We start from the raw sequence: 25,784 nt of genomic DNA on the forward strand, positions 1-25,784 counted from the left end.
GGAATGATTCATAACCTAAACATATCATGATTCAATTATTAAACCTTAAGATTAGGGTTTTTATAAAAAATGAAGTGAAAAGTATTTAAAACTTGTCACTTCATTTATTTCAATTAAGTTTTGTCGAGTTCATGTGCAAACTCAGAAATATCTGCCATCGCTTGTTTTGCTTCTTCAAACCAAGCATTAAACATCTGGAAGTTATGCCACATGCCTGTGTAAAGTTTAAAATGTACTTTGACACCTGCTTCTTCAGCTTTTTCTCTAAAGCGCTTTGCGTCGTCTAATAAAATTTCTTTAGAACCCACCTGTACTAAAGTCGGTGGCAAACCTGCTAAGTTATCGAAAATAGGAGAAACACGCGGATCATCTGCTCCAATATGATTGCCAATATAATGTTGAATACCGATTTGCAGGGCTTCAAAAGAAAGTAGGGCATCATGTTTTTGGTTAAATCTTAAAGATTCACTGGTTAGGGTTAAATCTAAAAAGGGAGACAATAAAATTAAACCACTTGGCATCAGTTCAGGTTGTTCTTTTAAGCGTAAGCAAAGTGCTAAAGCTAAATTGGCCCCACATGAGTCACCCGATAAAATAATATCTTTGGGCTGAATACCTTGAACTAATAACGCTTGATATACATCATATAATGCCTCAATCGCTTCAGGGTATGGGTGCTCAGGAGCAAGAGGATAGTCCACGTGAATAATTTGCATTTGAGTACGGGCCGCTAAATCCGTCATAAATGCATGATGGGTTTTTACACTGCCCAGAAAAAAAGCGCCGCCGTGAATATGAAAAATAAGCTGCGTCGCTGAATCCTGAGCTTTAATCTCTTCACCCTTTACACCAGCAAGTCGAATCGGACGAACAGTTACGTTTTTTTGTTTTGGAAATGCTCGGCAAAGTTGTTCAAGCATCGGACGAAGGGCAGTTGGAGGTAAATTCAACTGACTTGGTTTACGAATCGCTGTTTTTAGAAATGTTTCAGTTAAATAATATTTTAAAACGTTTGGTATATTCATATAGTATCCGCTTATGTTAATAACTTGTTTCCCTATAAATTTTATTTTTCAAGGTTACAAGGTTACACGAAACAGTCACATTCAAAAATTGCAATATCGTTGCGAGTTTTGAATACTGAAGTCTTGAAAGACCCAAGGATATTACAAAAATGAAAAAGATTGCTTTAGCTTTAGGACTTGTTGGTATGGCTGCATTTGCAAATGCGGCTGATCCACTCAATGGAACGGTATGGAAAACGATTGATGACCAAACCAATAAGCCCAAAGCCGTAGTAAAGTTTACGGAACAGAAGGATGGAACCTTAACTGCAACCATTCAAAACATTTTGACACCAGGTGAAGAAAACTCCTGTACAAAATGTGAAGGGCCGTATAAAAACAAACCGCTTAAAGGTGTGACCATTGTACATAATCTAAAAAATGTAGGTGGCACCAGTTATGAAAACGGTACAATTTTAGACCCTAAATCTGGCAAAACTTATAAATTAAAAGGTGAGTTGGCCGAGGGCGGTAAAAAGCTTAAATTACGCGGTTATATTGGTGTGTCAGCATTAGGCCGTAACCAAACATGGATTCGTGCGAACTAAATCTGTAAATAAAAAAAACGAGCCAAATGGCTCGTTTTTTTATGCACTTAGATTTTGATAGGCAGTTTCATCAAAACCTACCAGAAAACCTTTAGACGTCTGTAGAACTGGTCGTTTAATTAAGCTTGGTTGAGCAATTAAAGCTTCAATAAGATGATCTTCACTGCTTAATGCACGCGTCTGTTCATCTTCAGATAGTTTTCTCCACGTGGTTCCTTTTTTATTGAGAACAGTATCTTGTCCTATTTCTTTTAACCAGATTTTGAGGGTGTCGGCATCGATTCCTTGTTTTTTATAATCGTGAAATTCGTAGCTCAAACCTTTTGCTTGTAAGGCATCAAATGCTTTTTTCATTGAATTACAGTTTTTAATACCATAAATTTTTAACATTTTATCGGACCATGTCAAAAAGAAAGAACACACAGCCTAACCCAAAATGCTTTTAAGGACTACTTTATACAGATAGTTTTAAAACAAATGAAAAATAATGATTAAAACAATAAACAATGTCATGTTACTGTCATAAGACGAGGTAATAATGAGCCCAACAAGAAGAATCTAGAAAACTAAAAGAACTTAGCGCAAAAAATAAGAGATAGAAAAGAGAAAACCCGCATTTAATCATCCTGATCATGCGGGTCTCATTTCAACGTCCATTGTCACATCCTTGCAAATAAACTTATCATAAGTTTATTTTATCTTCCTACGGCGTCCTATCCTTTCGCGTCATCCTGACTGCTTCCCTGTGCCGTGGGGCTATAATGCCGTTAAACGTGTGTAAGAAAAATACTCAAAAACGACATGTGCTGTAAGCAAAAACGACAATGTAAGTGAACATGTGTTCACTTATTCTTGAATTTTATAGTCAACAATAACTGGAGCATGGTCACTAAACCATTGATCTTTATAGACCCATGCGTTTGTTGTACGTGTTTTCCAGTCTGGTGAACAAGCTTGATAGTCAATACGCCAACCTACATTTTTCGCACGCGCTTGACCGCGATTTGACCACCATGAATACAATTCGGCTTCTGTTCTTACCACACGGAAGGTGTCTACATAGCCAAGTTCATCATAAATATGGTCAAGCCATGCACGTTCATGTGGTAAACAGCCAGACGACTTCTGGTTACCCGACCAGTTTTTAATATCAATTCGTTTATGAACGATATTGTAATCGCCACAAATAATGATGGACTTATTTTCATCACGCCATTGTTTTAAGATTTTTGCGTATTCACCCAAAAATAAATCTTTACGTGCTTGCGCTTCTTCACCACTTGAGCCCGAAGGTAAGTATAATGATGCAATATGTACGGGATGTGACAAACCTAAATCGAATTCGGCAGAAATGAAGCGGCCTTGACTATCGGCCAATTCAAACCCTAAACCATCTTTAATAGAGACAAAGGGTAAGCGGCTATAAATTGCAGTACCTGCATAGCCTGCACGCTCTGCTGGAAACAGATGGGTATGCCATCCTTCGGGTCTAAATTTTTCAGTCCATTGTTCATGGGTAATGCGGCTTTCCTGCATGCATACGACATCGGCATCGGATTGTTCTAACCATTCAAGTAAGCCTTTCGTTACTGAAGAACGTAAGCCATTTACGTTAATGGAAACGACTCGAAGAATTTTTACATCACTTGGATACTGATCCTTTGGTATCATGCGAAAATTTAACCTCAATTGTGAATTTGGAGCACCTCATGACAACGCCTGTGTCATTTAACCCGCAAGCATTTATCGAACTCGCATTATCACGCGGTGTGCTTAAATTTGGTGAGTTTACTTTAAAATCTGGACGTGTGAGTCCTTATTTTTTTAATGCAGGCCTACTCAACGATGGTGAAGCTTTATCTCTTTTAGCGCAAGGCTATGCTGATAAATTAACACAATGTGAAAATGTTGATGTGATTTTTGGGCCAGCTTACAAAGGTATTCCATTTGTAGCTGCGACTGCTGTTGCTTTATCGCAAACACATAACAAGAGTGTGCCATGGGGCTTTAACCGTAAAGAAGCGAAAGATCATGGTGAAGGCGGTGTTTTAGTTGGTGCTGCGGTTGAAGGTAAAAAAGTCTGGATTATTGATGACGTGATTACCGCAGGTACAGCGATTCGCGAAGTGGTAACGATTTTGAAAAATGCTGGTGCAACTATTGCGGGTGTTTTGGTGGCATTAGATCGTCAAGAACGTGGTCAAGGTGAACTTTCTGCAATTCAAGAAGTGCAAAAAGAATTAGAAATTCCTGTGCACGCACTCATTACCATGAAAGATTTAATGGATTATTTAGAGACGAAAGGCGAAAAAGAAGCGCTAGCAAATATGCAAGCTTATCGTGAGAAATATGGGATTTAATTTTCCATAATATAAAAGGAAGGAGCACTTGACCTCTCCTTCCTTTTATGTCTAATGATTTTTTATGTAGTTCAGAACACATGCCATTTCTAGAATTCTATTTGCAATAGAATTAGGAATAGCCGGTACTTCTTGTGGAAACTCTACTTCTTGTATTGAAAATATTTCAGAATTCGTAATTGAATAAGTCGCTTCGGACAACAACATCATTTTTTTATTTTTGCAGTCAAATTGCCATAACTCTAAAGAATTTAAATTTCCTAGATTAACTGGTGTGGTTTTAACTGGAGCTATTACGACGGAGTCTGAAATAGATTTAATTAGTTGATAACTCAAATAATGAATTTTTTTATCATCTCTAGCATAACTGATCCATCCTTTGTTGAGGTTGTCTTTAATACTATTTTGCTGTTGTTTTGATAAGTCTTGATATGTATCAATTGAAAGAGTAATGATTTTTGCCTCTGTTGATAGTGATAGAAAAAATAATAAAAAAGTTAAAATAAACTGTTTATTCATATTGTTGATTTAATTGGTATCTTTAATGAAAAAAGTATAATCTAAAAATTAAATATTTTATTTATTGAAGATAAAAAAACTTGTCTCTTTTATTATTAAAAAACAAAAGGCATACCTCTAAAATAGGAGGGTATGCCTTTTTTATTTTTATTTAGAACTGATAATTCAAACGCAATAACACATTACGTGGTGTGCCTGGCATGCTGTCCGAACGCCAGTACTCTTTATTGGTCAGGTTATTTACCGCAAGCGTAACATTCCATGGGGCTGCACTATAGCCAATTGCTGCATCGACACGATTGAAGCCTTCCATTTTTACTTGATTATTAATATTTGGATAATAAGAACCGACATAGGTCAGGCCCACTTCGGTATACCACTGCTCAGTTGGTAAATAACGAACAAATAAATTACCTGTGTTCTTAGATGTGTTTGCTAAATAGTTGCCTTCACGTTCAGGATTTTGCTTGTCTTCTTTTACTTTTGCATCGGTATAACCATAACCACCGCGGACAAAGACATTATCGAGTACACGGCCAATAAAGCTAAATTCGAGACCACGAGATTGATGCTGACCCGCAGTTGCCCATACATCTGGTTCACTATCAGGATTTGGTTTATAGCGAATATTATTTTTACGAATATCAAAGACAGAAAATTGAGTATTTAAACGGTTATCTAACCATTCACTTTTTACTCCAACTTCATATTGCTCGTTATATTGAGGCTCTTTATCCATTTTTGTGACATCGGTGCTGCCAGTAACTTGGTTAACACCCATTTGCCCGCCAAAGGGTGCAAAACTCTTAGAGTAAGACGTATAAAAGCTATGTTCTGGAACGGGTTGCCATACCAAACCCACATTTGGGCTAAAGCTACTGTCTTTTACATTACGATGATCATTGATAAGTTTGTTGGTAGTCGAAAAGTCAAAGTAATCATAACGTAGACCCATCATAAGTTTAAGTTGGTCATTTAGACCAATTAAATCCTGAACAAATACACCATAAGTGGTGCCTTCATTGTAGTTATGTTGGCTAATCAAAAGAGGGCCATTACCTCGGCTATATTCACGTTCACCAGTGAGGGGATTAACATAACCATAAATGGCTGAACCGTTTTGAGTCTTATTGGCTAGACGTGGTTCTCGTTGCTCATAGGTCCAGTCTGTACCGACCATAATTTGGTGCTCAAGCGAGCCTGTTTTGAACTTGCCCTTAATATCAAATGTATTGGTCGTGGTCTTATTGCTAGTTTGTTGCCAGTAGTAAATTTGATTGATATAGCCTTTTTTAGTGGTGCATGCTTTACCTTTTAAATCTTTACCATCTAACCCACAATAAGTTCCAAAGTAAAAGTGGTCAAAGTTCTGTTCTGCTTGGCGGTAGCTTGCTGCCCAGTGGAAGTTCCAATCGGGTGCATATTCATAATTTACATCGGTGCGGACCACTTGCAAAATATCATCAACATAATCGCCATCTTGGGCAAATCCTGTTTTGATAGATGTACCTCTAGGTAGATTGTCCCGCGTTGGGCCGCGGTCAGGCACTCGACCTAATTTGTCATAGGTATATTGTGTGGTCCAAGTGAGTGTTCCATCATCATTTTTATAGGTAAAGCTTGGAGAGAGCATCTCTATTTTATTTTTAATACCTGAGCGGAAGCTACCTGACTCGCCATATTCTCCAGTCAAACGTACTGCTAAATTGTCGTTAAGTACTTGGTTGATGTCAGCCGTTGTTCCATAGTTGTCGTAAGAACCTGCATATGCACCAACTGAACTTTTAGAGTCAAAATTGGCGAACTTACTCACCATATTCACAACCCCGCCGCCAGCACTACGGCCATATAAAACAGAGGCGGGGCCTTTTAAAATCTCAATACGTTCGATATTGGCTGTACTGCGACGTACTTGTCCGCTTTCACGTATGCCATCACGGTAAATATCACCTGTGTCTGCACCAAAACCACGAATGATAATTCCATCACCACGCATATCGTAATTGGTAGATACACCTGGGGTACCTTGTAGCATGACGCTTAAATCATTTGATCCATAAATTTTATATTTTTGAACATCAATAGTATCAATGGTTTGAGGAATATCTTTTTTGTCTAAACCATTACGTGTGACATTGGCTTTGTCATAGTCGATATAGCTTTTAATCGGGTCGAGCTCACTCATCGCTTCAATTTTTATAGTCGGCATGACTGCTGCAACTTTTGATGATGAGTCAGCTAATTCCTCTGCGTAGACACCTTGAATATTCAAGATCATTAAGCTGAGTAAGCTAAGCGGGAATGAGCTTTTAATTTGGGGAGATGATATAGAAATTTTTAACATAAAAATAAAGTCTGTTAACAAAAATAAAAGTATAAATGATAATTATAATCATTTAATTATTTAGAATAAAAGAACTATTGCCTATGAAATTATCAAGGTATGCTTTTAGTTGTTGATTTTAAAAATATAATTTTTATATTAAAGGGCGAACATAAGGTAAGTAATTAGTTTTATTTATAAATGAGATTTTGAGGAGGGTGCATCATTATTAAAAAACACCCTTAGAGTTAAGCATTGTTTTTAAGTACATCTAAAATATCCATTTCAGGATCATAGTTTTCATCAATCGTTTTACAAATGGCTTGGCCCACAATCACTTGAGTACCATTAAAGGTCATGGTTGGTGCTTCATATAATTCCCAGCCGTGATTGAGTGCTTTAGTGACTCTTGCACAAAAAGTAGAGTCATCGGGGCCAGTTAAATAGCGATAAAGTTTCATCTTTAGCCTTTAAAAATAATATTTTATGGTCATAGTTTAACTGAATTTACCTGAATTCAAGATAAAGAAATAACAGATAAGGTTTTACTGAAATTAAGAAAAACCAGTGAAAAATCTCAGTTATACTCATGCTAATTTAAATTTTAAGAAGAGCTTGAGCATGCGTGTACTTGTCGTCATGGATCCGATTGAAACCGTAAATCTGAAAAAGGATTCAACCATGGCAATGTTGTGGGCGGCGAGCCGTCGCGGACATGAATTAGGTTATGCATTACAGCAAGATTTATATATCGATCAAGGTAAAGCTTATGGTCTAATCTCTCCTTTAGAAGTATTTGAAGATTACAGTCATTACTATGAGCTTGGCGAAAAGAAAAAAGAATCTATTGCTGCTTATGATGTTGTGCTCATGCGTAAAGATCCGCCGTTTGATATGAATTTTGTCTACACGACTTATGTGCTTGAGCAAGCTGAGCGTGAAGGCTCATGGATTATTAATAAGCCTCAATCACTGCGTGATTGCAATGAAAAACTTTTTGCTACGCAGTTTCCAGAGCTACAAGTGCCTACACTTGTAACGTCTCAACAAAGTTTAATTCGTGAATTTATTAAAGAACATGGTGATGTGATTGTTAAGCCACTTGATGGTATGGGTGGGATGGGAATTTTCCGTTTATACCAAGACGGTGTAAATATTGGTTCTACCTTGGAAATGCTGACAGAATTAGGTACTCGTCCAATTATGGCACAGCGTTATATTCCTGAAATTGTTGAAGGGGATAAACGAATTCTAATGGTGAATGGTGAACCTATTCCTTATTGTCTAGCCCGTATTCCGCAAAATGGTGAAGTGCGCGGTAACTTGGCGGCAGGTGGTTTAGGTCAAGCACGACCACTTACTGAAAATGATAAGCAGATTGCAGCGAAAATCGGGCCTTTCTTACGTGAAAAAGGATTGGTATTTGTTGGACTTGATGTAATTGGTAATTATGTTACTGAAATTAATGTCACTAGCCCAACCTGTATTCGTGAAATTGATGCTCAATTTGGTACATCGATTGCCGATGATCTATTTGACGTATTAGAAGCTGGTCGTCCTGCTTAATCATCTACTTTGGGTGATTTCCTAAGCGAATATTGGGAAATCACCTAAAAATTTATCAATTAATAAAACCACAATATGAAATACGCTGGCGCTTTGTAGGCATATTTTCAAAAAAGCACATCTTTCTGTTATAAACGAGTGAAATTCGCTTTTCGTTAATGAAGCTTTAGGATTAAAATAAACGGCTACAAAAATAGATGACAATTTCCATTGTTTTTTGAGTTGAAGAATTAGACCGTGACAGATTCACAGCAAAGCAAACCTAAACATGTCATGATGATGGCTGCCGGTACTGGTGGACATGTTTTTCCAGCCCTCGCCGTAGCCAAACAACTTCAACAACAAGGTTGTCAGGTTTCATGGTTAGCCACGCCAACAGGTATGGAAAATCGGTTATTAAAAGATCAAAATATTCCAATATATCAAATTGATATTCAAGGTGTACGTGGAAACGGAGTCATCCGTAAACTCGCCGCGCCTTTTAAAATTTTAAAAGCAACTTTTAGCGCTATGCGTTATATGAAACAGCTCAAAGTTGACGCAGTCGCAGGCTTTGGTGGTTATGTTGCAGGACCGGGTGGTCTGGCGGCTCGCTTATTAGGTATTCCTGTTCTCATCCACGAGCAAAATGCAGTTGCTGGTTTTACCAATGCGCAGTTATCACGTGTAGCTGAAGTGGTATGCGAAGCATTTCCTAATACTTTTCCTGCTGGTAGCAAAGTCGTGACCACAGGAAACCCTGTGCGTCGTGAAATAACAGATATTTTAAGCCCAAAATGGCGCTACGATGAGCGTGAACAAGCGGGTAAGCCGTTAAATATTTTAATTGTAGGTGGTTCTTTAGGTGCCAAAGCACTCAATGAACGTTTACCCCCAGCTTTAAAGCAACTGCAGGTTCCACTGAATATTTTTCATCAGTGTGGTCAGCAACAAGTTGAAGCAACACAAGCATTGTACGCAGATGCACCTGCAAATTTAACTGTACAGGTTTTGCCATTTATTGAAGACATGGCGAAGGCATATAGCGAAGCAGACCTGATTATTTGCCGTGCTGGCGCTTTAACTGTGACAGAAGTTGCAACCGCTGGTGTTGCAGCAGTTTTTGTACCGTTACCTATCGCGGTAGATGATCATCAAACTGCAAATGCCAAATTTCTGGCCGATGTCGGTGCTGCAAAAATTTGCCAGCAGTCTACCATGACACCAGAAGTTTTAAATCAATTGTTTACCACGTTGATGAACCGCCAATTACTTACAGAAATGGCAGTGAAAGCGCGTCAACATGCCCAACCAAATGCAACTCAGCATGTGGTTGATCTTATTCAAAAAATGTAATCGGATTTACTATGTCTCCAACAACAGCTGCAAACCAAGCAAAAAAATTGATTAAAGTGCCTGAAATGCGCCGTATCAAACACATTCATTTTGTGGGTATTGGCGGAGCAGGTATGTGTGGTATTGCTGAGGTGTTAGCTAACCAAGGATATAAAATTTCCGGTTCAGATATTAAAGCTTCTAAAACTACGCAACAATTAGAAGAAAATGGCATTAAGGTCTATATCGGACACGAAGCAGAAAATATTAAAAACGCTAATGTGCTTGTAGTTTCAACTGCTATTGATCCGGAAAATCCAGAAATTAAAGCGGCAATTGAGCAACGTACTCCGATTGTACGTCGTGCAGAAATGCTCGGTGAACTTATGCGTTACCGTCATGGTATTGCGGTAGCGGGCACACATGGTAAAACCACAACAACGAGTTTGTTAACCACAATGTTGGCTGAAGAAAACCTTGATCCAACTTATGTGATTGGTGGTTTGCTGAACAGTACTGGTGTAAATGCAGCGCTTGGTGAAAGTCGTTTTATTGTTGCAGAAGCTGACGAATCAGATGCCTCATTCCTTTATTTGCAGCCAATGGCAGCGATTGTGACCAATATCGATGCTGACCATATGGATACCTATGAAGGTAGCTTTGATAAGTTAAAAGATACTTTTGTGCAGTTCCTACATAACTTACCGTTCTATGGTTTAGCGGTTGTTTGCGGTGATGATGCGAACATTCGTGAGATTTTGCCACGCGTAGGCCGTCCGGTTATTACGTATGGTTTTAATGAAGATAATGACATCCGTGCGATTGATGTAGAGCAAGATGGCATGCGTTCGCACTTTACGGTATTGCGTAAAGGACGTGAGCCGCTTCGTTTAACGATCAATCAACCGGGCATGCATAATGTTTTAAATGCTTTGGCTGCAATTGGTGTTGCAACTGATGAAGGTGTTTCAGACGAAGCCATTAGTCGTGCATTAAAAGGCTTTAGTGGTGTTGGGCGTCGCTTCCAAGTACAAGGTGAGTTTGAGCTTGGTGAGGGTAATGTAAAATTAGTCGATGACTACGGACATCATCCTAAAGAAGTAGAAGCTACGATTAAAGCAGCTCGTCAGAGCCATCCAGATCGTCGTTTAGTGATGCTTTTCCAACCTCATCGTTACTCTCGTACACGTGATTGTTTTGACGACTTTATTGAAGTTTTATCTCAAGTCGACCAATTATTATTACTCGAAGTTTACCCTGCTGGTGAAAAACCAATTGTTGGTGCAGACAGCCGTACTTTAGCGCGAAGTATCCGCTTGCGTGGTCAGGTTGAACCGATTTTGATTGATCCCGTTGACGGTAATTTACAAAACATCATGCAAAATGTGTTACAACCAAATGACTTGTTATTAACGCAAGGTGCAGGTAACGTGGGAGCAATTTCAGTAGAACTTGCACAGCACCATTTGTATGTGAAATAAACAAAAAAGTATTGAATTATCGGGTTAAGGATTTAAACGTGTCAAATGCTACAAAATTCGGCAAAGTTGCTGTGTTGTTTGGTGGAAAATCGGCTGAGCGTGCTGTTTCTTTAGATAGTGGTCAGGCAGTTTTGGACGCTTTGTTAAGTTCAGGTGTTCAGGCTGAGGCATTTGATCCGCAAGACCGTAGTGTAACTGAACTTGTAAACTATGATCGCGCATTTATTGTATTGCATGGTCGTGGCGGTGAAGATGGTCAGATCCAAGGTGTGCTTGAGTGGTTGAATATTCCATATACAGGAACTGGTGTACAAGGTTCTGCCATTGGTATGGATAAAGTTAAAACCAAGCAAATCTGGCAAGGTAGTGATTTACCTACAGCACCATATCGAATTATTACCGAAGAAACTGACCTCGATTCAGTTATTGCGGAATTGGGTCTACCAGTCATTATTAAGCCTGTGCATGAAGGTTCAAGCGTAGGCATGAGTAAGGTTGAGAAAGCAGAAGATTTTGCGGCAGCAATTGAAAAAGCAACTCAGCACGATGCAGTAGTCATGGCAGAAAAATGGATCACTGGTCGTGAATTTACGATTTCATTTTTAAATGGTCAGCCTTTACCTGTTATTCGTTTGCAACCACCTGCAGATGTTGCTTTTTATGACTATGAAGCAAAATATCAACGTAATGATGTCGAGTATGGTATTCCTTGTGGTTTAAGTGATGCAGACGAGAAAAAATTACAAGCTTTAAGTTTGCGTGCTTTCCAAGCAGTAGGCGCAGAAGGTTGGGGTCGTATTGATGCAATGCAGGATGAGCAAGGTACTTTCTGGCTTTTAGAAGTGAACACTGTGCCAGGTATGACAAGTCATTCGCTTGTACCTAAGGCTGCTAAAGCAGTTGGTTATAGCTTTGAAGCGTTGTGTGTTGCAATTCTTGAGCAAACATTGGAAGGTACAGCTTAAATATGGCACAACTTCCGGCTTCCATGCGCCGTAAACGTGCGGCAATTACATCCATTCATGAAAAACCGCCTACGCGTAAGCAAAAGCTTGCCAACGCTGGCGGATGGATGTTGCTGGTTATTGCCTTTTTAGTGCTGGCAGTCGGAATTTACGGGCTATATAAGGTTATTACTGATGCAACTGTTGCAAAACTTGAAGTTGTGGGTTCAACGACTCCAGTTGAATCTCAGCAAGTAATGCAATATGTCCAGCCGATTGTAAAAGATAATTATTTTACGTCTGACTTAGAGCAGATTCGTGATAAAGCATTAGAAATTTCATGGGTAGACCGAGTCGTTGTATCTCGTGCTTGGCCCAATGGTATTCGTGTTCGTATCATGCCTAAACATGCGATTGCCCGTTGGGGAACAGGCCGCTTATTAAGCGATGGTGGCGACGTATTTAGTGAGGCAGAACCGAAACTTCATCCTGAGCTGCCGCTGTTACACGGCCCGGTAAGCCAGTCTAAAATGATGATGCGACGCTATAATGAAATTAATCAGTTATTCCATCCTGTTAATTTACGTTTAAAAGAGTTATATCTAACAGAACGAATGACTTGGTTTATGCAGTTTGATTCTGGTTTACGCATTATTGTTGACCAAGACCAAACAATGAATAAATTGCAACGTTTAAGTCACTTGGCACAATCTGACCTAAAACCTGTGTGGACGAAAATCTCAGCCATTGATTTGCGATATCGTAATGGATTATCTATTCAATGGAAGAATGCAACTCCACCTAAAATTGTGAATGGTCAGTTTGTTGTAACGAGTGATGACACAAGCATTGCAGGTGGTACAAAAGCAAAGCCATAATACGTGGCTTTAAAATAGGCAATTTGCCTGGTATTAGACAACAAAGAAATGGTATGAGTGATGAGTGAAGCTGTTCCCTCAGTTGTTGCGATTGACATTGGGACGCATAAAGTTTCAGTTTTGATTGGAAAAATTCATGCACCGGATAACATTCAGGTTATCGGTATGGCAACTGCTCGCAATCGAGGCATGAACAAAGGAAAAATTGTAAGTCTCGATAAAGTCATTGCTGCGATTAAGAACGCCGTTTCTGAAGCGGAAAATATGGCTGAATGTCGCATTCATAGTGCTTGGGTATCTATTCCAAGTACCGAGCTGCAAAGTTTCTATGCTTCTGGACGCACGCCTGTTGCTAACCCCGCACATGTGATTACAACCAATGAAGTTGTACGTGCATTGGAGTTAGCAAAAGCAAGCCATGTGACCTCTGATTATTATTTGGCGAGTGCGGTCCCACTTGGGTTTGAGTTAGGTGACTCTGCTGAATGGGTTCAAAATCCAATTAATATGACTGCTCATAGCATGACTGGTCACTATCAACTCATGATGATGCCAATCGCTACTATGCAGAACCTTGATCGTGCCATGAAAGGTGCGAACATTGGTGTTGAAAAAATGGTAGTTTCTTGCTTGGCAACCGCTGAAGCAAGTTTGCTTAAAGATGAAAAAGAGTATGGTGTTTGTCTCGTTGATATTGGCGCAGGCATTACCAATTTAGCAGTTTATTTAGATGGTCGTTTAGCTTTAGCGCGTACATTACAGCGTGGTGGCGAACATGTGACACGTGATATTGCTGCTGTGTTACAAACAACGACCGACGAAGCTGAACGGATTAAAATCTTACATGGCTGCGTTGATCTAAGTGCTGTTAAGCCTGACCATATGATTCAGGTACAGGGTATTGATGGTCCTCAAACCATTAGCCGAATTGAGTTGTCAGAAATTATTATTGCTCGTTACGAAGAGATTTTTGGTCAAATTCGTGAAGAACTAGAACAAAGCGGTGCAATCCATGGTCTGTATCATGGTGTTGTATTGACAGGTGATGCTTGCCAGATTGAGGGTATGGTTAGTTTAGCGCGTCGTATGTTGGGAGTGTCTGCTCATTTAGGTAATCCACCGTTACAGGTGTATGCTGATGATCAGCATCAAGCTGCGTTACGTCGATCAATGTATGCGACAGCAGCTGGTTTGCTTATGTTTAGCCAAAGCGAATTACAAGAAGCTGTTGAGGAACCTGAAGAGGGTAGTGACCGTTCGGTATGGGAACGAATGGTGAATGGTTGGAATGCGTTTAATAGCAAACTTAAAGCCATTTTTTAGGATGTATGGATTTATTGGTAGAATTGTTAGGAAGTTGTAAGAGAAAACCACTGTACTTGACAAGGTTTGTATTGCACAGCATTCTTAAAATTAGTTGTTTTTGAAAATCAAGGCAGTATACGGGCTGAAGTGACTGCCATAATGTATTAGGAACCCTAAAGGTCATGGCCTCATTTGAATTTATAGAAGATGAACTAAACGATGGCAACGGTCAAGCCCGTTTCACTGTATTTGGTGTAGGTGGCGGTGGCGGTAATGCCGTTCAGCACATGGTACAGTCTGATATTCAGGGTGTTAAATTCGTTTGTGCCAATACAGATAAACAAGCACTTGACTGTATGAATGCTCCTTTCAAAATTCAGTTAGGTGAGCAAAGTACACGTGGTCTAGGTGCAGGTGCTAACCCAGAAGTGGGTCAAGTTGCAGCAGAAGAAAGTCGTGAAATTATTCGTCAGCACCTTGAAGGGACTGACATGGTGTTTGTAACCGCCGGTATGGGTGGTGGTACAGGTACTGGTGCAGCTCCGGTTGTTGCTGAAGTTGCTAAAGAAATGGGGATTTTGACTGTTGGTGTGGTAACGACACCATTTAACTTTGAAGGTCGTCGTCGTCAAAAGTCAGCTGAACGCGGTATTGAAGCGTTAGAAGCACATGTTGACTCATTGATTATTATTCCTAACCAGCGTTTGTTAAGCGTGTATGGTGATATTTCAATGAAAGATGCCTATAAAAAGGCAGATGATGTATTGTTAAACGCTGTACGCAGTATCTTTGATCTTGTTGTTAATCGCGGTCACATTAACCTTGACTTCGCCGATTTGAAAACTGCAATGAGTACTCGCGGTTACGCAATGATGGGTGCTGGTTTGGGTCGTGGTGAAGACCGTGCGCGTCAAGCTGCTGAACAGGCAATCCGTAGTCCATTACTTGATAACGTAAATATTATTAATGCCAAGGGCGTGTTAATTAACATTACGGGTGGTGATGACATCACGTTACGTGAAACAGAAATCATTACTGATGTGGTTAACCAAATTGTTGACCTTGATGAAGGCGAAATCTTCTACGGTACAGTATTTGATCCAGATGCGCGTGATGAATTACGTGTAACTGTGATTGCAACTGGTTTGACTCGTAATGCTGCTGATGCAGAACCGAGAAAGCGTAATACAGTAAGCCATACATCAACTCAATCTGCACAATCTGTAGATGAAGATGATGTTCCTGCAATTAATAAACGCCAAAATGCTGAAACTGATGTAAATAATGCACCAAGTTCATCACCGCGTTCTTCGCCAATGAGTATTCAAGATTACTTGAAAAATCAGCAACGTAAGTAATTCAGTCTTTGATCTACTAAAAGGCAGTGTTTAAACACTGCCTTTTTTTATTTTTGATCAATGACTAAATATGCTAACGTATAGCGGTTTTAAAAAAGAAGTTACAAAGCATGGTGAAACAGCGTACTCTCAATCGTGTGGTAAAAGCGAGTGGAATAGGTCTTCATAGCGGTCAAAAAGTGATGATCAATTTCATTCCACATACCGTGGATGGAGGTATTGTATTTCGCCGTATCGATTTGAATCCACCTGTTGATATTCCTGCTAATGCATTGCTTATTCAAGAAGCATTTATGTGTTCGAACCTTGTTACCGGTGATATTAAAGTAGGTACGATTGAGCATGTAATGAGCGCGATTGCGGGTTTAGGAATTGATAATTTAATCGTAGAAGTATCAGCATCCGAAGTGCCAATTATGGATGGCAGTGCTGGACCGTTTATTTATCTATTAATGCAAGGTGGCTTGCGCGAGCAAAATGCCCCTAAAAAATTTATAAGAATATTAAAACCAGTTGAAGCTTTAATTGAAGATAAAAAAGCAATTTTTCGACCACATAATGGTTTTCAGCTCAACTTTACCATTGATTTTGATCATCCTGCTTTTGCAAAAGAATATCAATCTGCGACAATCGATTTTTCAACCGAAACGTTTGTGTATGAGGTTAGCGAAGCACGAACTTTTGGTTTTATGAAAGACTTGGATTACCTCAAAGCAAATAATTTAGCTTTAGGTGCAAGTCTGGATAATGCTATTGGTGTAGATGATACAGGGGTTGTGAACGAAGAAGGTTTACGATTTGCTGACGAATTTGTTCGACATAAAATTTTAGATGCAGTGGGTGATTTGTATTTACTTGGTCATCAAATTATTGCCAAGTTCGATGGCTATAAATCGGGACATGCTTTAAATAATCAGCTGTTACGCAATGTTCAAAGTGATCCGAGTAATTATGAAATTGTAACATTTAATGACGAGAATGAATGTCCAATTCCATATGTGAGTGTGACATAAGTCATTGTCTTTATTTGTCTATGTTATAATGTAACAATGGATAGTGTGATTTTTATCACAAAATAAGAACGATTCTAATTAAGAAATGGAAAGCTCATCATTTTTTATTGCTTGCCAAACGTAGTAAAGCTTGGCTAAGCTTAGGGTCGCTCACGAAGTCGGCGGCACTACGTAACATTTCTTGTGTTTCCGGGGGGATGGATTTAGAAGGCTCAGATGATGAGGGCGCTGTAGAAATAGTCTTATTTCTCAAGCGAACTTGTATTCTTTGTAAGTCTTTTAGTCCTTCAAGTTGAGATAATTTAGATATATATTGGCTCTGTAAATAGCTGAGTTGACTAATCATTGCCTGATTTTCACCAGTAATAATTAAAGTGCCATTTTGATAACACACGACCTGCCATTGTTCCGGTTGGGGCAATAAGGGTTGGATTATTTTCGTAAGTCTTTGCCATTGCGCGACTTGCGTTGTTAGAAACGTAAGGTTTCCTGTTTTTATGTGTTTTCCGGATTGTTGAAAAACGTTATCGGGTTTAGACATTGATCATTCTCGAATGGTTTCTTGTCTCCATCTTAAGCGTTCATTTCGACTGATATCAAGGAAGAGATCATAAGGAACTTGAGTAAGAACAGTTTCAAGAGGTTTTTATGCACACGCGTCGTATTTTATTAGCATTTTCACTAGCCGCTTCGGCAGCATCGGTTGCTTTTGCAGATTATCAAAATATTAACCAATCTACAGATTCAGATCGATTGGAACAGTTATCAAAAACATTATCTCAAGGTTCATATACGCATCCTGATGATTTAGATCTTCCGGCAAGTGCAAAAGTTTCAGTCACTTTACGCCCGAAAACAGTTGAGCTCAACAACGACTCACTGGCAAAAAAATATGGTAATACTACCGCTAAAAACTCTTTTAATACCTCTTCTTCAAATCCTTATTCTTGGTTAGTTTCTCATCCTCTTCCTGATAGCGTACGTGTTTCTTCTAACTTTGGTGGTCGTACCATGGGTGGTCGTGCAGAGCATCACGGTGGTTTAGATATGTCTGCGCCAAGTGGCACGCCAATCTATGCAACAGGTCCTGGTATTGTAACTAAATCAGGTTGGGGCACAGGTTATGGTCAGTATGTTGAAATCAACCATGGTAATGGTTATTTAACACGCTATGCACACGCTTCACGTTTAATGGTTCGTGTGGGCGATCAGGTTTCTGCTGGTGACCATATTGCTAATGTGGGTTGTACAGGTCGTTGTACTGGGCCACATTTACACTATGAAGTAGTAAAAGATGGTCAACGTAAGAATCCATCAACTTACTTAGCAATGTTGCCTTAAATCGTATTTGTTAAAATTTAGGATTATTAAATTTTTGAATCTAAAATGAGATAAAACCTTTCTTAACGCAATTATCGTATAAAAAAACGCCTATATTGGCGTTTTTTTGTTATTTTGAGTCATGCTCGGTCAATGACTATTCATTCAGAAAATAATAGGGCCCCCTCACATTCACCCGTGGCAATAACTTGAGAGGGGCAAAACGTGGTAAAAATACAAAGTAGATTAGAGAATAAGGAACAGGTGAATTATGGCGTTTTACGGTGACTCCGACGCACAAGAAACCCAAGAATGGCAAGATGCATTCGATTCAGTTTTACAACATATGGGAACTGAGCGAGCGGCATTCTTGTTGGAAAAACTTTACCAACAAGCAATTGCTAAGCATGTTCCAATTCAACGTCTCAATACACCTTACTTAAATACAATTTCTGTTGAAGAACAACCTGCAATGCCAGGCGACCAAGATATGGAACGCCGTATTCGTGCATTGATTCGTTGGAATGCCTTAGCAATGGTACTTCGTGCGAATAAAACAGGTGATGATTTAGGTGGTCACTTAGCGAGTTTCGCATCAAGTGCAACATTATATGACGTAGGTTTTAACCATTTCTTCCGCGCAAACAGCAATAGCTTTGGCGGAGATATGATTTATTACCAAGGACACTGTGCTCCTGGTATTTATGCACGTTCATTTCTTGAAGGACGTTTAACTGAAGAGCAGTTAAGTAATTTCCGCCGTGAAGTTGGCGGTAACGGTTTACCAAGCTATCCACACCCATATTTAATGCCGGACTATTGGCAATTCCCAACTGTATCAATGGGTCTTGGTCCAATCATGTCGATTTATCAAGCACACATTCAAAAATATTTGATGAACCGTGGCTTGATCAAAGAAGAAGATCGTAAAGTTTGGGCTTATCTTGGCGATGGTGAGATGGATGAGCCAGAAAGTACTGGTGCAATTTCACTCGCTGGTCGTGAAAAACTTGATAACCTCATTTGGGTTGTTAACTGTAACTTACAGCGTCTAGATGGTCCTGTACGTGGTAACGGTAAAATTATTCAAGAATTAGAATCTTTATTCCGTGGCGCAGGTTGGCGTGTCATTAAAGTAGTATGGGGTCGTCATTGGGATCCGCTACTTGCAAAAGACAGCACAGGCGCTTTAAAAGCGGTAATGGAAGAAACTGTTGATGGTGAATACCAACGCTACCAAGTAAAAGGTGGCGCATATACACGTGAGAAATTCTTTGGCAAGTACCCAGAAGCTGCTGAACTTGTAAAAGATTTAAGCGACGAAGACATCGATAATCTCAATCGTGGCGGTCATGACCCATACAAAGTTTTTGCTGCCTATGCAGAAGCAATGAAAGCTAAAGGTCAACCAACAGTTATTCTTGCAAAAACTGTTAAAGGTTATGGTTTATCTGAAGAAATTGAAGCGGTGAATAAAACTCACCAAATCAAGAAAATGCAGATCGACTCTTTGAAATATGTACGTGACCGTTTTAACCTTCCATTTACAGATGATAAATTAGAAGAGCTCCCATTCTACCGTCCAAGTGAAAACTCTCCAGAAATGAAGTACATGAAGGCACGTCGTGAAGCATTAGGTGGTTACCTTCCTGCACGTCGTAAAGAGAGTGAAATTTTAGCGATTCCTGAATTATCTGTATTTGATGCTGTATTAAATGGTTCAGGTGGTAAAGAACAATCTACTACGATGGTAATGGTTCGTTTAATTGCTGCTTTACTTAAAGAGAAAGCAATTAAAGACCGCGTAGTACCAATCGTTCCAGACGAAGCACGTACTTTCGGTTTAGAAGGTATGTTCCGTCAGCTTGGTATTTATGCCGCTCATGGTCAAAAATATACTCCGGAAGACCAAGAACAGTTAATGCATTACCGTGAAGCAAGTGATGGTCACATGCTTCAAGAAGGTATTAACGAAGCTGGTGCAATGAGCGCATGGGCTGCGTTAGCGACAAGTTATTCAACGAATAATTTGCCAATGATTCCAATGTACATGTACTACTCAATGTTTGGTTTCCAACGTATTGGTGACATTGCATGGGCAGCTGGTGACGCGCAAGCTCAAGGTTTCTTGTTAGGTGCAACTGCTGGTCGTACTACATTGAACGGTGAAGGTTTACAGCACCAAGATGGCCATTCACATATCTTGGCAAACACTATTCCAAACTGCGTATCTTATGATCCATGTTTTGGTTATGAATTAGCTGTAATCGTTCATGACGGTTTACAACGTATGTATGTGAACCAAGAGCGTGTGTTCTATTACCTCACTGTAATGAACGAAAACTACGAGCATCCTGCAATGCCTGAAGGTGCTGAGGAAGGCATTAAGCGTGGTATGTACTTATTCGAAAAAGACGAAAAAGCAACTGTTCAGTTACTTGGTTCAGGTGTAATTCTTCGTGAAGTGATCAAAGCTGCGAAAATCTTACGTGATGAATACCAAATCCATTCAAACGTTTGGAGTGTAACAAGCTTCAATGAGTTATCTCGTGATGGTATGGCATGTGAAGAATACAACCGCTTACACCCACTTGCTGAAGAAGTGAAAGAATCTTGGGTATCTAAGCAATTACGTGGTACAGAAGGTATTGTAGTTTCTGCTACAGACCATATGCGTGCGTACAGCGAACAAATCCGTGCTTATCTTCCAGATGGCCGCCCATTTGTTGCATTAGGTACAGATGGTTATGGTCGTTCAGATACGCGTGCGAACTTACGTAGTTTCTTTGGTGTTGATGCTGCACATATCGTTGTTGCTACTTTGAAAAAATTAGCTGACGAAGGTGAAGTAGATGCACGTTTAGTGAAAGATGCAATTTCTAACTTTGAGTTAGATACTGACCGTCCGGTTGCATGGGCTCCACAAGCACATCCGGAAGTTCAGCCAGTTGCTGAATACAATGAAACGCAAACAGGTGAGGGGAACTAAGCATGCAAATTAAGACCCCTGATATTGGTGTAGATAAAGCAGTTGTTGCTGAAATTTTAGTAAAAGTTGGTGACAGCATTGCTGAAAATGACAGCCTTGTTTTGCTTGAGTCTGATAAAGCCTCTGTTGAAGTGCCTAGCACTTCAGCAGGTGTGGTAAAAAGCATCTTAATCAAGGAAGGCGATAGCGTAACTGAAGGTACGGTATTGTTTGAACTTGAAGCTGAAGGTGCAGCGCAAGCTGCTCCAGAACCAACACCAGCTCCTGCGGCTGAAAAGCCAGCTGCTCCAGCACCTGCACAACAAGCTCAACCTACTGCCACTACATCAACTGCAACTGTTGACGTAACTGTCCCTGACATTGGTGTTGAAAAAGCATTGGTTGGCGAAATCCTCGTTAAAGTGGGTGACCAGATTGATGTTGAGCAAAGCATCGTTGTAGTTGAATCTGACAAAGCAACTGTAGAAGTACCAAGCAGTACTGCTGGTATTGTAGAAAGCATTCAAGTTAAAGAAGGCGATACAGTTAAAGAAGGTGTTGTGCTCATTAAAGTGAAAACAACGTCTGCATCAAGTGCGCCAGTTGAAGTTCCTGCTTCTACAGCAGCACCTGCACCAGTTCAACAAGAAACTGTAGCTGCGGCTGCTACTCAATCTGGTCCAGTTGATATTAACGTTCCTGACTTGGGTGTAGATAAAGCAGTTGTTGCTGAAATCTTGGTACAAGTTGGCGATAAAGTGGATGTAGACCAAAGCCTTGTTGTGGTTGAGTCAGATAAAGCGACTGTTGAAGTTCCAAGTACTGTTGCGGGTGTTGTGAAAGCGATTCACTTGCAAGCAGGCCAACAGGTTTCACAGGGTATATTGCTTGCAACAATTGAAGCTGAAGGCCAAGCACCTGCTGCGGCACCAGCGGCAAAAGCAGAAGTAGCTCCAGCTCCACAGACAGCAGCACCTAAAGCGGCAGCTCCTGCTCCGAGTCAGGCTGTATCTGCTCCAGCGTCTGGTAGTGATAAGTTAACCAAAGAGCAAGAAGCCGAAAACGCTAAAGTATATGCAGGCCCTGCTGTACGTAAGCTTGCTCGTGAACTTGGTGTGATTTTGTCACAAGTTAAAACTTCTGGTGAGCATGGTCGTGTTGTTAAAGAAGATATCTTTGCCTATGTGAAGACTCGTTTAACTGCGCCACAAGCTGCACCAGTTGCTGCGGCTGCACCAGCGGTTTCGGGTTTACCAAAGCTGCCTGACTTCACTGCGTTTGGTGGTGTGGAAGAAAAAGTACTGACGCGTTTGCAGCAAGTATCAATTCCGCAATTGTCGTTGAATAACTTTATTCCGCAAGTCACTCAGTTTGATTTGGCTGATATTACTGAGTTAGAAGATTGGCGTAATGAGCTAAAAGGCAACTTCAAAAAAGAAGGTATCAGCCTGACGATTATGGCATTCATTATCAAAGCGGTTGCGTACTTGTTGAAAGAAGAGCGTGAGTTCGCAGGTCATTTATCTGATGACGGTAAATCAGTGCTCTTGCGCAATGAAATCCATATGGGAATTGCGGTAGCAACACCTGATGGTTTAACTGTGCCGGTACTTCGTAACCCAGACCAAAAATCAATTAAGCAAATTGCAGTTGAATTGGGTGTGTTGGGTCAAAAAGCGCGTGATAAGAAATTAACACCGAAAGACTTGCAGGGTGCGAATTTCACCATTTCAAGTTTAGGCGCAATTGGTGGTACAGCGTTTACACCACTTGTAAACTGGCCACAAGTTGCGATTTTGGGTATTTCACCTGCAACGATGCAGCCAGTATGGAATGGTAAAGACTTTGATCCGCGCTTAATGTTGCCGTTGTCATTGTCTTATGACCACCGTGTAATTAATGGTGCAGATGCTGCTCGCTTTACAAATAAACTTACGAAACTTCTTAAAGATATTCGTACTTTATTAATCTAATTCTTTTAAATTATTGACCAAAACCTCGCTTCGGCGGGGTTTTGTTTTGATACCTCTTTAACTAAATTTTGGGTTAATCTACAGGTTAAGCAAGGCTTATTGAGCGTGAGGAGAAATTTCTCGTTATTAGGTAAAGGAGAAATAGTAAATGTTGGGTTTCCTTAAAATTATGTTGCCCTTACTGTTGATTGTATTTTTATTGATGGGAATATGGGTCAGTATTTTACACTTCCCGTGGGAATGGATGACTTATGTGGTGATGGGTTTTGAGGTGTTTGTAGCTACCTTGATTTTACCCTTTGAATATCAGACAGGAGTAAGTAATAACCATATTGGTTTCATTCATATAAGTGCTTATTTTGCAGTGTTATTAGGTATTGCACGCTTATTTGTTTGGGCGTGGTTAAAATTTATTGCTTGAATATTTGAAAAATAAAGTGACTTGAATATAATAAACGCATACTTCATTGGGGAGTAGCCGCTATTCACAGCAAATGTGAATAGGTGATGGTCAACATAATTGTTCAACAGAACATGGTCATCATAGCTTAAACGTCTCATCGTTCCTGAGTTGGCAAGACCTTTGATTTACCACTCTGCAATCATTTTATGATATTTGGCTAGCAGGAGGGGTAGGTCATAGGCATTTATGCTAGCCAGAGAACTAATATGCAAGAATTTCTGATTTCTACCTCGATTGTTGCCCTCGCTGAAATGGGTGATAAAACTCAACTATTGGCTCTGCTACTATCTGCGCGTTTCCGTAAGCCAATTCCTATTTTAATTGCGATTCTTTTAGCCACACTCATTAATCATGGTATTTCTGCTGTGCTTGGGCAGTGGATTACGACCGTTCTCAGTCCTGAAATTTTAGTTTGGGTGCTCGCTGTTGGTTTCATTGGAATGGCGTTCTGGATGCTTATTCCAGATAAGCTTGATGATGAAACTGATAGTATTAATAAATGGCAAAAATTTGGTGTTTTTGGTGCAACCTTTATTTTATTTTTCTTAGCCGAAATTGGTGATAAAACACAAATTGCAACTGTGGCTTTAGCTGCACGCTATGACAGTATTTTCTGGGTAATGCTAGGTACAACAGTGGGTATGATGATTGCCAATGCTCCTGCTGTATTTATCGGTAATAAACTGGCAGAACGTTTACCTATCTCGCTTATTCATAAAATTGGTGCTGCTATTTTCTTAATTGTAGGTGTCTCTACACTAGTACAACATTATTTCTTTTAACACATTTTAAGCTGCCATAAAAAACGCACTCAATTCGAGTGCTTTTTTTTTATAGGTCATTTTAGTAGTTAAACTTCAAAATACATTTATTTAAGAAAGTTTTAGAAGATTATGCAATTTCTTGATGATTCATTTATAGAATAAGAAAAGTAAAATCAATTTTAAAATATTATGAGAAATATCAATCAATTCATTGCAAGTACTTTAGAATCCCTTTATTTTAGTATGGATATAAAAATATCTAATATTTAAAGTTTTTTTGGGGAATTGTATGGGGTTTGAAAAAACAACATCGCAGATACTATTTGATAATGGCGTACATAAATGTATTAGTTTTACCAGTTTGGTTAAAGGGGAAGGCATACAAGCCAATCAATTTTTAATTATTGATCATGAACGAGCAGCTGTAATCGATCCAGGTGGTGATTTGACCTACGTTCCATTAACGATGGAACTTAATAAATATACTCGTCTTAAAAATCTGGACTATGTAATTGCTTCACATCAAGACCCAGATATTATTACTTCAATGCCTCGTTGGTTAGTTTATACCGATGCTAAGGTGGTTGCCTCTAAATTATGGGCACGATTTTTACCTCACTTAAACTCGTCTTTTATGAGTGAGCGTATGAAAGGTAATTGGGAAGATCGTCTCATTGAGCTGCCAGATCGTGGTCAAGTGATTCAATTGGGCGAATCAAAGCTTGTCATGGTTCCGGCACATTTTCTACATTCGGTGGGTAATTTTCAGTTTTATGATCCAGTTGCCAAAATTTTATTTTCAGGCGATATGGGGGCTTCTATTGTTGAAGATGCAAGTCAGCCTCTCAAAGATTTCGATGCCCATGTGATGAAAATGAAGGCTTTTCATCAGCGCTATATGTGCTCAAATAAAGTCATTCGTTTATGGGTCAACATGGTTCGTCAAATGGATATTGAAATGATTGTGCCTCAGCATGGTACTCCATTTATTGGCAAAGAAATGATTAACCAGTTTTTAGACTGGATTGAGATCTTGCCATGTGGTGTAGACTTAATGACTGAACAAATTTTCAGCTGTCCAACATAAAAAGTTAAGTTCAATATCTTGAGTCCAATTTGAAATTTTTTTAGGATTTTGCGTCACAGAAAAATTTTGATGACGAGAATTTGAATAAAAATGTTATCTCAAGTTGCGACTCCAGATGAGTGCCTTCGCTGTGGGGCATGTTGTGCACATTTTCGGGTTTCATTTTACTGGGCTGAGGCCGACTTCATAGATGAACATCTCGTTGAACCTTTGACACCCGTTTATTCGTGTATGCGTGGAACTAATCAGGCTCAGCCAAGATGTCAGGCTTTGAAGGGTGAAATTGGTAAAGAGGTGGGCTGCTCTATTTATACTGTCCGTAGTTCTACCTGTAAAGAGGTGCAGGTTGCTGATGAACAGTGTAACAAAGCGCGTCTAGCGCACCAGTTGATTCCTCTGATTGAAGTAAACCCAGCAGATTCAGAAAATGATCATGACTATGATCAGGTGAGTTAAATATGAACTAACACTATAATAAGTGAGAAATATTTAGAGTAGGTGAATATCTATTGCTGAAAAAGGCAAAGATAATATGA

At 39.6% G+C, this 25,784-nt stretch carries 24 protein-coding genes and 1 riboswitch; of the genes, 17 read left to right on the top strand and 7 right to left on the bottom strand.

Going from position 1 to position 25,784, the window contains the following annotated elements; genetic code table 11:
- Positions 1-113: 113 nt before the first annotated feature.
- Positions 114-1,025: an alpha/beta hydrolase gene (locus tag I8T81_RS00790; RefSeq protein ID WP_004704904.1), complete on the bottom strand. Its 912-nt coding sequence runs from the start codon at positions 1,023-1,025 to the stop codon at positions 114-116.
- 149 nt (positions 1,026-1,174) lie between these two features.
- Between I8T81_RS00790 and I8T81_RS00795 the strand changes: the two genes are divergently transcribed.
- Entirely contained in the window at positions 1,175-1,612 is a 438-nt protein-coding gene (locus tag I8T81_RS00795) for a DUF2147 domain-containing protein (protein ID WP_004704906.1), read from the top strand.
- Between the two features lie 39 nt (positions 1,613-1,651).
- Here the strand turns inward: I8T81_RS00795 and I8T81_RS00800 are convergent, their stop codons facing one another.
- Both I8T81_RS00800 and I8T81_RS00805 read right to left on the bottom strand, forming a co-directional pair.
- Positions 1,652-2,002 carry an arsenate reductase gene (locus I8T81_RS00800; RefSeq protein WP_039251932.1) on the bottom strand — a complete coding sequence of 117 codons (351 nt, stop codon included), beginning with the start codon at positions 2,000-2,002 and terminating at the stop codon, positions 1,652-1,654.
- Positions 2,003-2,458: 456 nt separating this feature from the next.
- Positions 2,459-3,283: an exodeoxyribonuclease III gene (locus I8T81_RS00805; protein WP_004704909.1), complete on the bottom strand. Its 825-nt coding sequence runs from the start codon at positions 3,281-3,283 to the stop codon at positions 2,459-2,461.
- A 38-nt stretch (positions 3,284-3,321) separates the two neighbouring features.
- Here I8T81_RS00805 and pyrE point away from each other — a divergent pair, with 38 nt between their 5' ends.
- Positions 3,322-3,972 carry an orotate phosphoribosyltransferase gene (gene pyrE, locus I8T81_RS00810; protein WP_151792161.1) on the top strand — a complete coding sequence of 217 codons (651 nt, stop codon included), beginning with the start codon at positions 3,322-3,324 and terminating at the stop codon, positions 3,970-3,972.
- A gap of 51 nt (positions 3,973-4,023) precedes the next feature.
- Here the strand turns inward: pyrE and I8T81_RS00815 are convergent, their stop codons facing one another.
- The 3 genes from I8T81_RS00815 to I8T81_RS00825 all read right to left on the bottom strand — a co-directional run bounded on the left by I8T81_RS00815 (position 4,024) and on the right by I8T81_RS00825 (position 7,275).
- Positions 4,024-4,491 (bottom strand): surface-adhesin E family protein, encoded by a 468-nt coding sequence (locus tag I8T81_RS00815; RefSeq protein ID WP_086496467.1) that lies wholly within the window; start codon positions 4,489-4,491, stop codon positions 4,024-4,026.
- A 151-nt stretch (positions 4,492-4,642) separates the two neighbouring features.
- On the bottom strand, positions 4,643-6,835 hold the full coding sequence (locus I8T81_RS00820) for a TonB-dependent receptor (RefSeq protein ID WP_198071921.1): 2,193 nt from the start codon (positions 6,833-6,835) through the stop codon (positions 4,643-4,645).
- Positions 6,836-7,062: 227 nt separating this feature from the next.
- Complete coding sequence (locus I8T81_RS00825; protein WP_191107277.1) at positions 7,063-7,275, bottom strand: DUF1737 domain-containing protein; 213 nt, start codon at positions 7,273-7,275, stop codon at positions 7,063-7,065.
- Positions 7,276-7,435: 160 nt separating this feature from the next.
- Between I8T81_RS00825 and gshB the strand changes: the two genes are divergently transcribed.
- The 8 genes from gshB to lpxC all read left to right on the top strand — a co-directional run bounded on the left by gshB (position 7,436) and on the right by lpxC (position 16,673).
- Entirely contained in the window at positions 7,436-8,380 is a 945-nt protein-coding gene (gene gshB / locus I8T81_RS00830) for a glutathione synthase (RefSeq protein WP_107972308.1), read from the top strand.
- A gap of 237 nt (positions 8,381-8,617) precedes the next feature.
- Positions 8,618-9,715: an undecaprenyldiphospho-muramoylpentapeptide beta-N-acetylglucosaminyltransferase gene (gene murG / locus I8T81_RS00835; RefSeq protein WP_174735653.1), complete on the top strand. Its 1,098-nt coding sequence runs from the start codon at positions 8,618-8,620 to the stop codon at positions 9,713-9,715.
- 11 nt (positions 9,716-9,726) lie between these two features.
- Positions 9,727-11,175 carry a UDP-N-acetylmuramate--L-alanine ligase gene (gene murC / locus I8T81_RS00840; RefSeq protein WP_004704924.1) on the top strand — a complete coding sequence of 483 codons (1,449 nt, stop codon included), beginning with the start codon at positions 9,727-9,729 and terminating at the stop codon, positions 11,173-11,175.
- 38 nt (positions 11,176-11,213) lie between these two features.
- On the top strand, positions 11,214-12,140 hold the full coding sequence (locus I8T81_RS00845; RefSeq protein WP_198071922.1) for a D-alanine--D-alanine ligase: 927 nt from the start codon (positions 11,214-11,216) through the stop codon (positions 12,138-12,140).
- A 2-nt stretch (positions 12,141-12,142) separates the two neighbouring features.
- On the top strand, positions 12,143-12,997 hold the full coding sequence (locus I8T81_RS00850) for a cell division protein FtsQ/DivIB (protein WP_019458529.1): 855 nt from the start codon (positions 12,143-12,145) through the stop codon (positions 12,995-12,997).
- Between the two features lie 60 nt (positions 12,998-13,057).
- Positions 13,058-14,320, top strand: coding sequence for a cell division protein FtsA (gene ftsA, locus I8T81_RS00855; RefSeq protein ID WP_004704928.1), 1,263 nt, complete (start codon positions 13,058-13,060; stop codon positions 14,318-14,320).
- A gap of 164 nt (positions 14,321-14,484) precedes the next feature.
- Positions 14,485-15,660, top strand: coding sequence for a cell division protein FtsZ (ftsZ, locus tag I8T81_RS00860; RefSeq protein ID WP_004704930.1), 1,176 nt, complete (start codon positions 14,485-14,487; stop codon positions 15,658-15,660).
- Between the two features lie 110 nt (positions 15,661-15,770).
- Positions 15,771-16,673: a UDP-3-O-acyl-N-acetylglucosamine deacetylase gene (gene lpxC / locus I8T81_RS00865; RefSeq protein ID WP_019458528.1), complete on the top strand. Its 903-nt coding sequence runs from the start codon at positions 15,771-15,773 to the stop codon at positions 16,671-16,673.
- A gap of 97 nt (positions 16,674-16,770) precedes the next feature.
- On the opposite strand, the gene I8T81_RS00870 is transcribed toward lpxC, so the two are convergent.
- Positions 16,771-17,214: a DciA family protein gene (locus I8T81_RS00870; protein WP_004704934.1), complete on the bottom strand. Its 444-nt coding sequence runs from the start codon at positions 17,212-17,214 to the stop codon at positions 16,771-16,773.
- 107 nt (positions 17,215-17,321) lie between these two features.
- On the opposite strand from I8T81_RS00870, the gene I8T81_RS00875 reads away from it, so the two are divergent.
- From I8T81_RS00875 to I8T81_RS00905, 7 genes are all read left to right on the top strand, one after another.
- Positions 17,322-18,014, top strand: coding sequence for a M23 family metallopeptidase (locus tag I8T81_RS00875; protein WP_004704936.1), 693 nt, complete (start codon positions 17,322-17,324; stop codon positions 18,012-18,014).
- Positions 18,015-18,264: 250 nt separating this feature from the next.
- Positions 18,265-20,982: a pyruvate dehydrogenase (acetyl-transferring), homodimeric type gene (gene aceE / locus I8T81_RS00880; RefSeq protein ID WP_004704938.1), complete on the top strand. Its 2,718-nt coding sequence runs from the start codon at positions 18,265-18,267 to the stop codon at positions 20,980-20,982.
- Positions 20,983-20,984: 2 nt separating this feature from the next.
- The gene (locus I8T81_RS00885; RefSeq protein WP_198071923.1) at positions 20,985-22,934 is read left to right on the top strand and encodes a 2-oxo acid dehydrogenase subunit E2; all 1,950 of its coding nucleotides are present in this window, start codon (positions 20,985-20,987) and stop codon (positions 22,932-22,934) included.
- Positions 22,935-23,082: 148 nt separating this feature from the next.
- Positions 23,083-23,355: a hypothetical protein gene (locus tag I8T81_RS00890; RefSeq protein ID WP_198071924.1), complete on the top strand. Its 273-nt coding sequence runs from the start codon at positions 23,083-23,085 to the stop codon at positions 23,353-23,355.
- A 36-nt stretch (positions 23,356-23,391) separates the two neighbouring features.
- Positions 23,392-23,588, top strand: a riboswitch (yybP-ykoY riboswitch).
- A gap of 15 nt (positions 23,589-23,603) precedes the next feature.
- Positions 23,604-24,179: a TMEM165/GDT1 family protein gene (locus tag I8T81_RS00895; RefSeq protein ID WP_004704943.1), complete on the top strand. Its 576-nt coding sequence runs from the start codon at positions 23,604-23,606 to the stop codon at positions 24,177-24,179.
- 271 nt (positions 24,180-24,450) lie between these two features.
- Positions 24,451-25,248, top strand: coding sequence for an oxygen-binding di-iron domain-containing protein (locus tag I8T81_RS00900; RefSeq protein ID WP_100192299.1), 798 nt, complete (start codon positions 24,451-24,453; stop codon positions 25,246-25,248).
- Positions 25,249-25,338: 90 nt separating this feature from the next.
- Complete coding sequence (locus tag I8T81_RS00905) at positions 25,339-25,704, top strand: YkgJ family cysteine cluster protein (protein WP_198071925.1); 366 nt, start codon at positions 25,339-25,341, stop codon at positions 25,702-25,704.
- Positions 25,705-25,784: the final 80 nt, after the last annotated feature.

It is taken from the genome of Acinetobacter seifertii (assembly GCF_016064815.1).
Taxonomy (GTDB): domain Bacteria; phylum Pseudomonadota; class Gammaproteobacteria; order Pseudomonadales; family Moraxellaceae; genus Acinetobacter; species Acinetobacter seifertii.

Bases quoted from the DNA above. Each gene is read 5' to 3' on its own strand.
- I8T81_RS00900 (WP_100192299.1), top strand. From the start codon at position 24,451: ATGGGGTTTGAAAAAACAACATCGCAGATACTATTTGATAATGGCGTA.
- ftsA (WP_004704928.1), top strand. From the start codon at position 13,058: ATGAGTGAAGCTGTTCCCTCAGTTGTTGCGATTGACATTGGGACGCAT.
- pyrE (WP_151792161.1), top strand. From the start codon at position 3,322: ATGACAACGCCTGTGTCATTTAACCCGCAAGCATTTATCGAACTCGCA.
- I8T81_RS00825 (WP_191107277.1), bottom strand. From the start codon at position 7,275: ATGAAACTTTATCGCTATTTAACTGGCCCCGATGACTCTACTTTTTGT.
- I8T81_RS00885 (WP_198071923.1), top strand. From the start codon at position 20,985: ATGCAAATTAAGACCCCTGATATTGGTGTAGATAAAGCAGTTGTTGCT.
- I8T81_RS00875 (WP_004704936.1), top strand. From the start codon at position 17,322: ATGCACACGCGTCGTATTTTATTAGCATTTTCACTAGCCGCTTCGGCA.
- I8T81_RS00790 (WP_004704904.1), bottom strand. From the start codon at position 1,025: ATGAATATACCAAACGTTTTAAAATATTATTTAACTGAAACATTTCTA.
- ftsZ (WP_004704930.1), top strand. From the start codon at position 14,485: ATGGCCTCATTTGAATTTATAGAAGATGAACTAAACGATGGCAACGGT.
- I8T81_RS00895 (WP_004704943.1), top strand. From the start codon at position 23,604: ATGCAAGAATTTCTGATTTCTACCTCGATTGTTGCCCTCGCTGAAATG.
- gshB (WP_107972308.1), top strand. From the start codon at position 7,436: ATGCGTGTACTTGTCGTCATGGATCCGATTGAAACCGTAAATCTGAAA.
- I8T81_RS00805 (WP_004704909.1), bottom strand. From the start codon at position 3,283: ATGATACCAAAGGATCAGTATCCAAGTGATGTAAAAATTCTTCGAGTC.
- I8T81_RS00905 (WP_198071925.1), top strand. From the start codon at position 25,339: ATGTTATCTCAAGTTGCGACTCCAGATGAGTGCCTTCGCTGTGGGGCA.
- I8T81_RS00820 (WP_198071921.1), bottom strand. From the start codon at position 6,835: ATGTTAAAAATTTCTATATCATCTCCCCAAATTAAAAGCTCATTCCCG.
- I8T81_RS00800 (WP_039251932.1), bottom strand. From the start codon at position 2,002: ATGTTAAAAATTTATGGTATTAAAAACTGTAATTCAATGAAAAAAGCA.
- I8T81_RS00850 (WP_019458529.1), top strand. From the start codon at position 12,143: ATGGCACAACTTCCGGCTTCCATGCGCCGTAAACGTGCGGCAATTACA.
- lpxC (WP_019458528.1), top strand. From the start codon at position 15,771: ATGGTGAAACAGCGTACTCTCAATCGTGTGGTAAAAGCGAGTGGAATA.
- I8T81_RS00795 (WP_004704906.1), top strand. From the start codon at position 1,175: ATGAAAAAGATTGCTTTAGCTTTAGGACTTGTTGGTATGGCTGCATTT.
- I8T81_RS00890 (WP_198071924.1), top strand. From the start codon at position 23,083: ATGTTGGGTTTCCTTAAAATTATGTTGCCCTTACTGTTGATTGTATTT.
- I8T81_RS00870 (WP_004704934.1), bottom strand. From the start codon at position 17,214: ATGTCTAAACCCGATAACGTTTTTCAACAATCCGGAAAACACATAAAA.
- I8T81_RS00815 (WP_086496467.1), bottom strand. From the start codon at position 4,491: ATGAATAAACAGTTTATTTTAACTTTTTTATTATTTTTTCTATCACTA.
- murC (WP_004704924.1), top strand. From the start codon at position 9,727: ATGTCTCCAACAACAGCTGCAAACCAAGCAAAAAAATTGATTAAAGTG.
- aceE (WP_004704938.1), top strand. From the start codon at position 18,265: ATGGCGTTTTACGGTGACTCCGACGCACAAGAAACCCAAGAATGGCAA.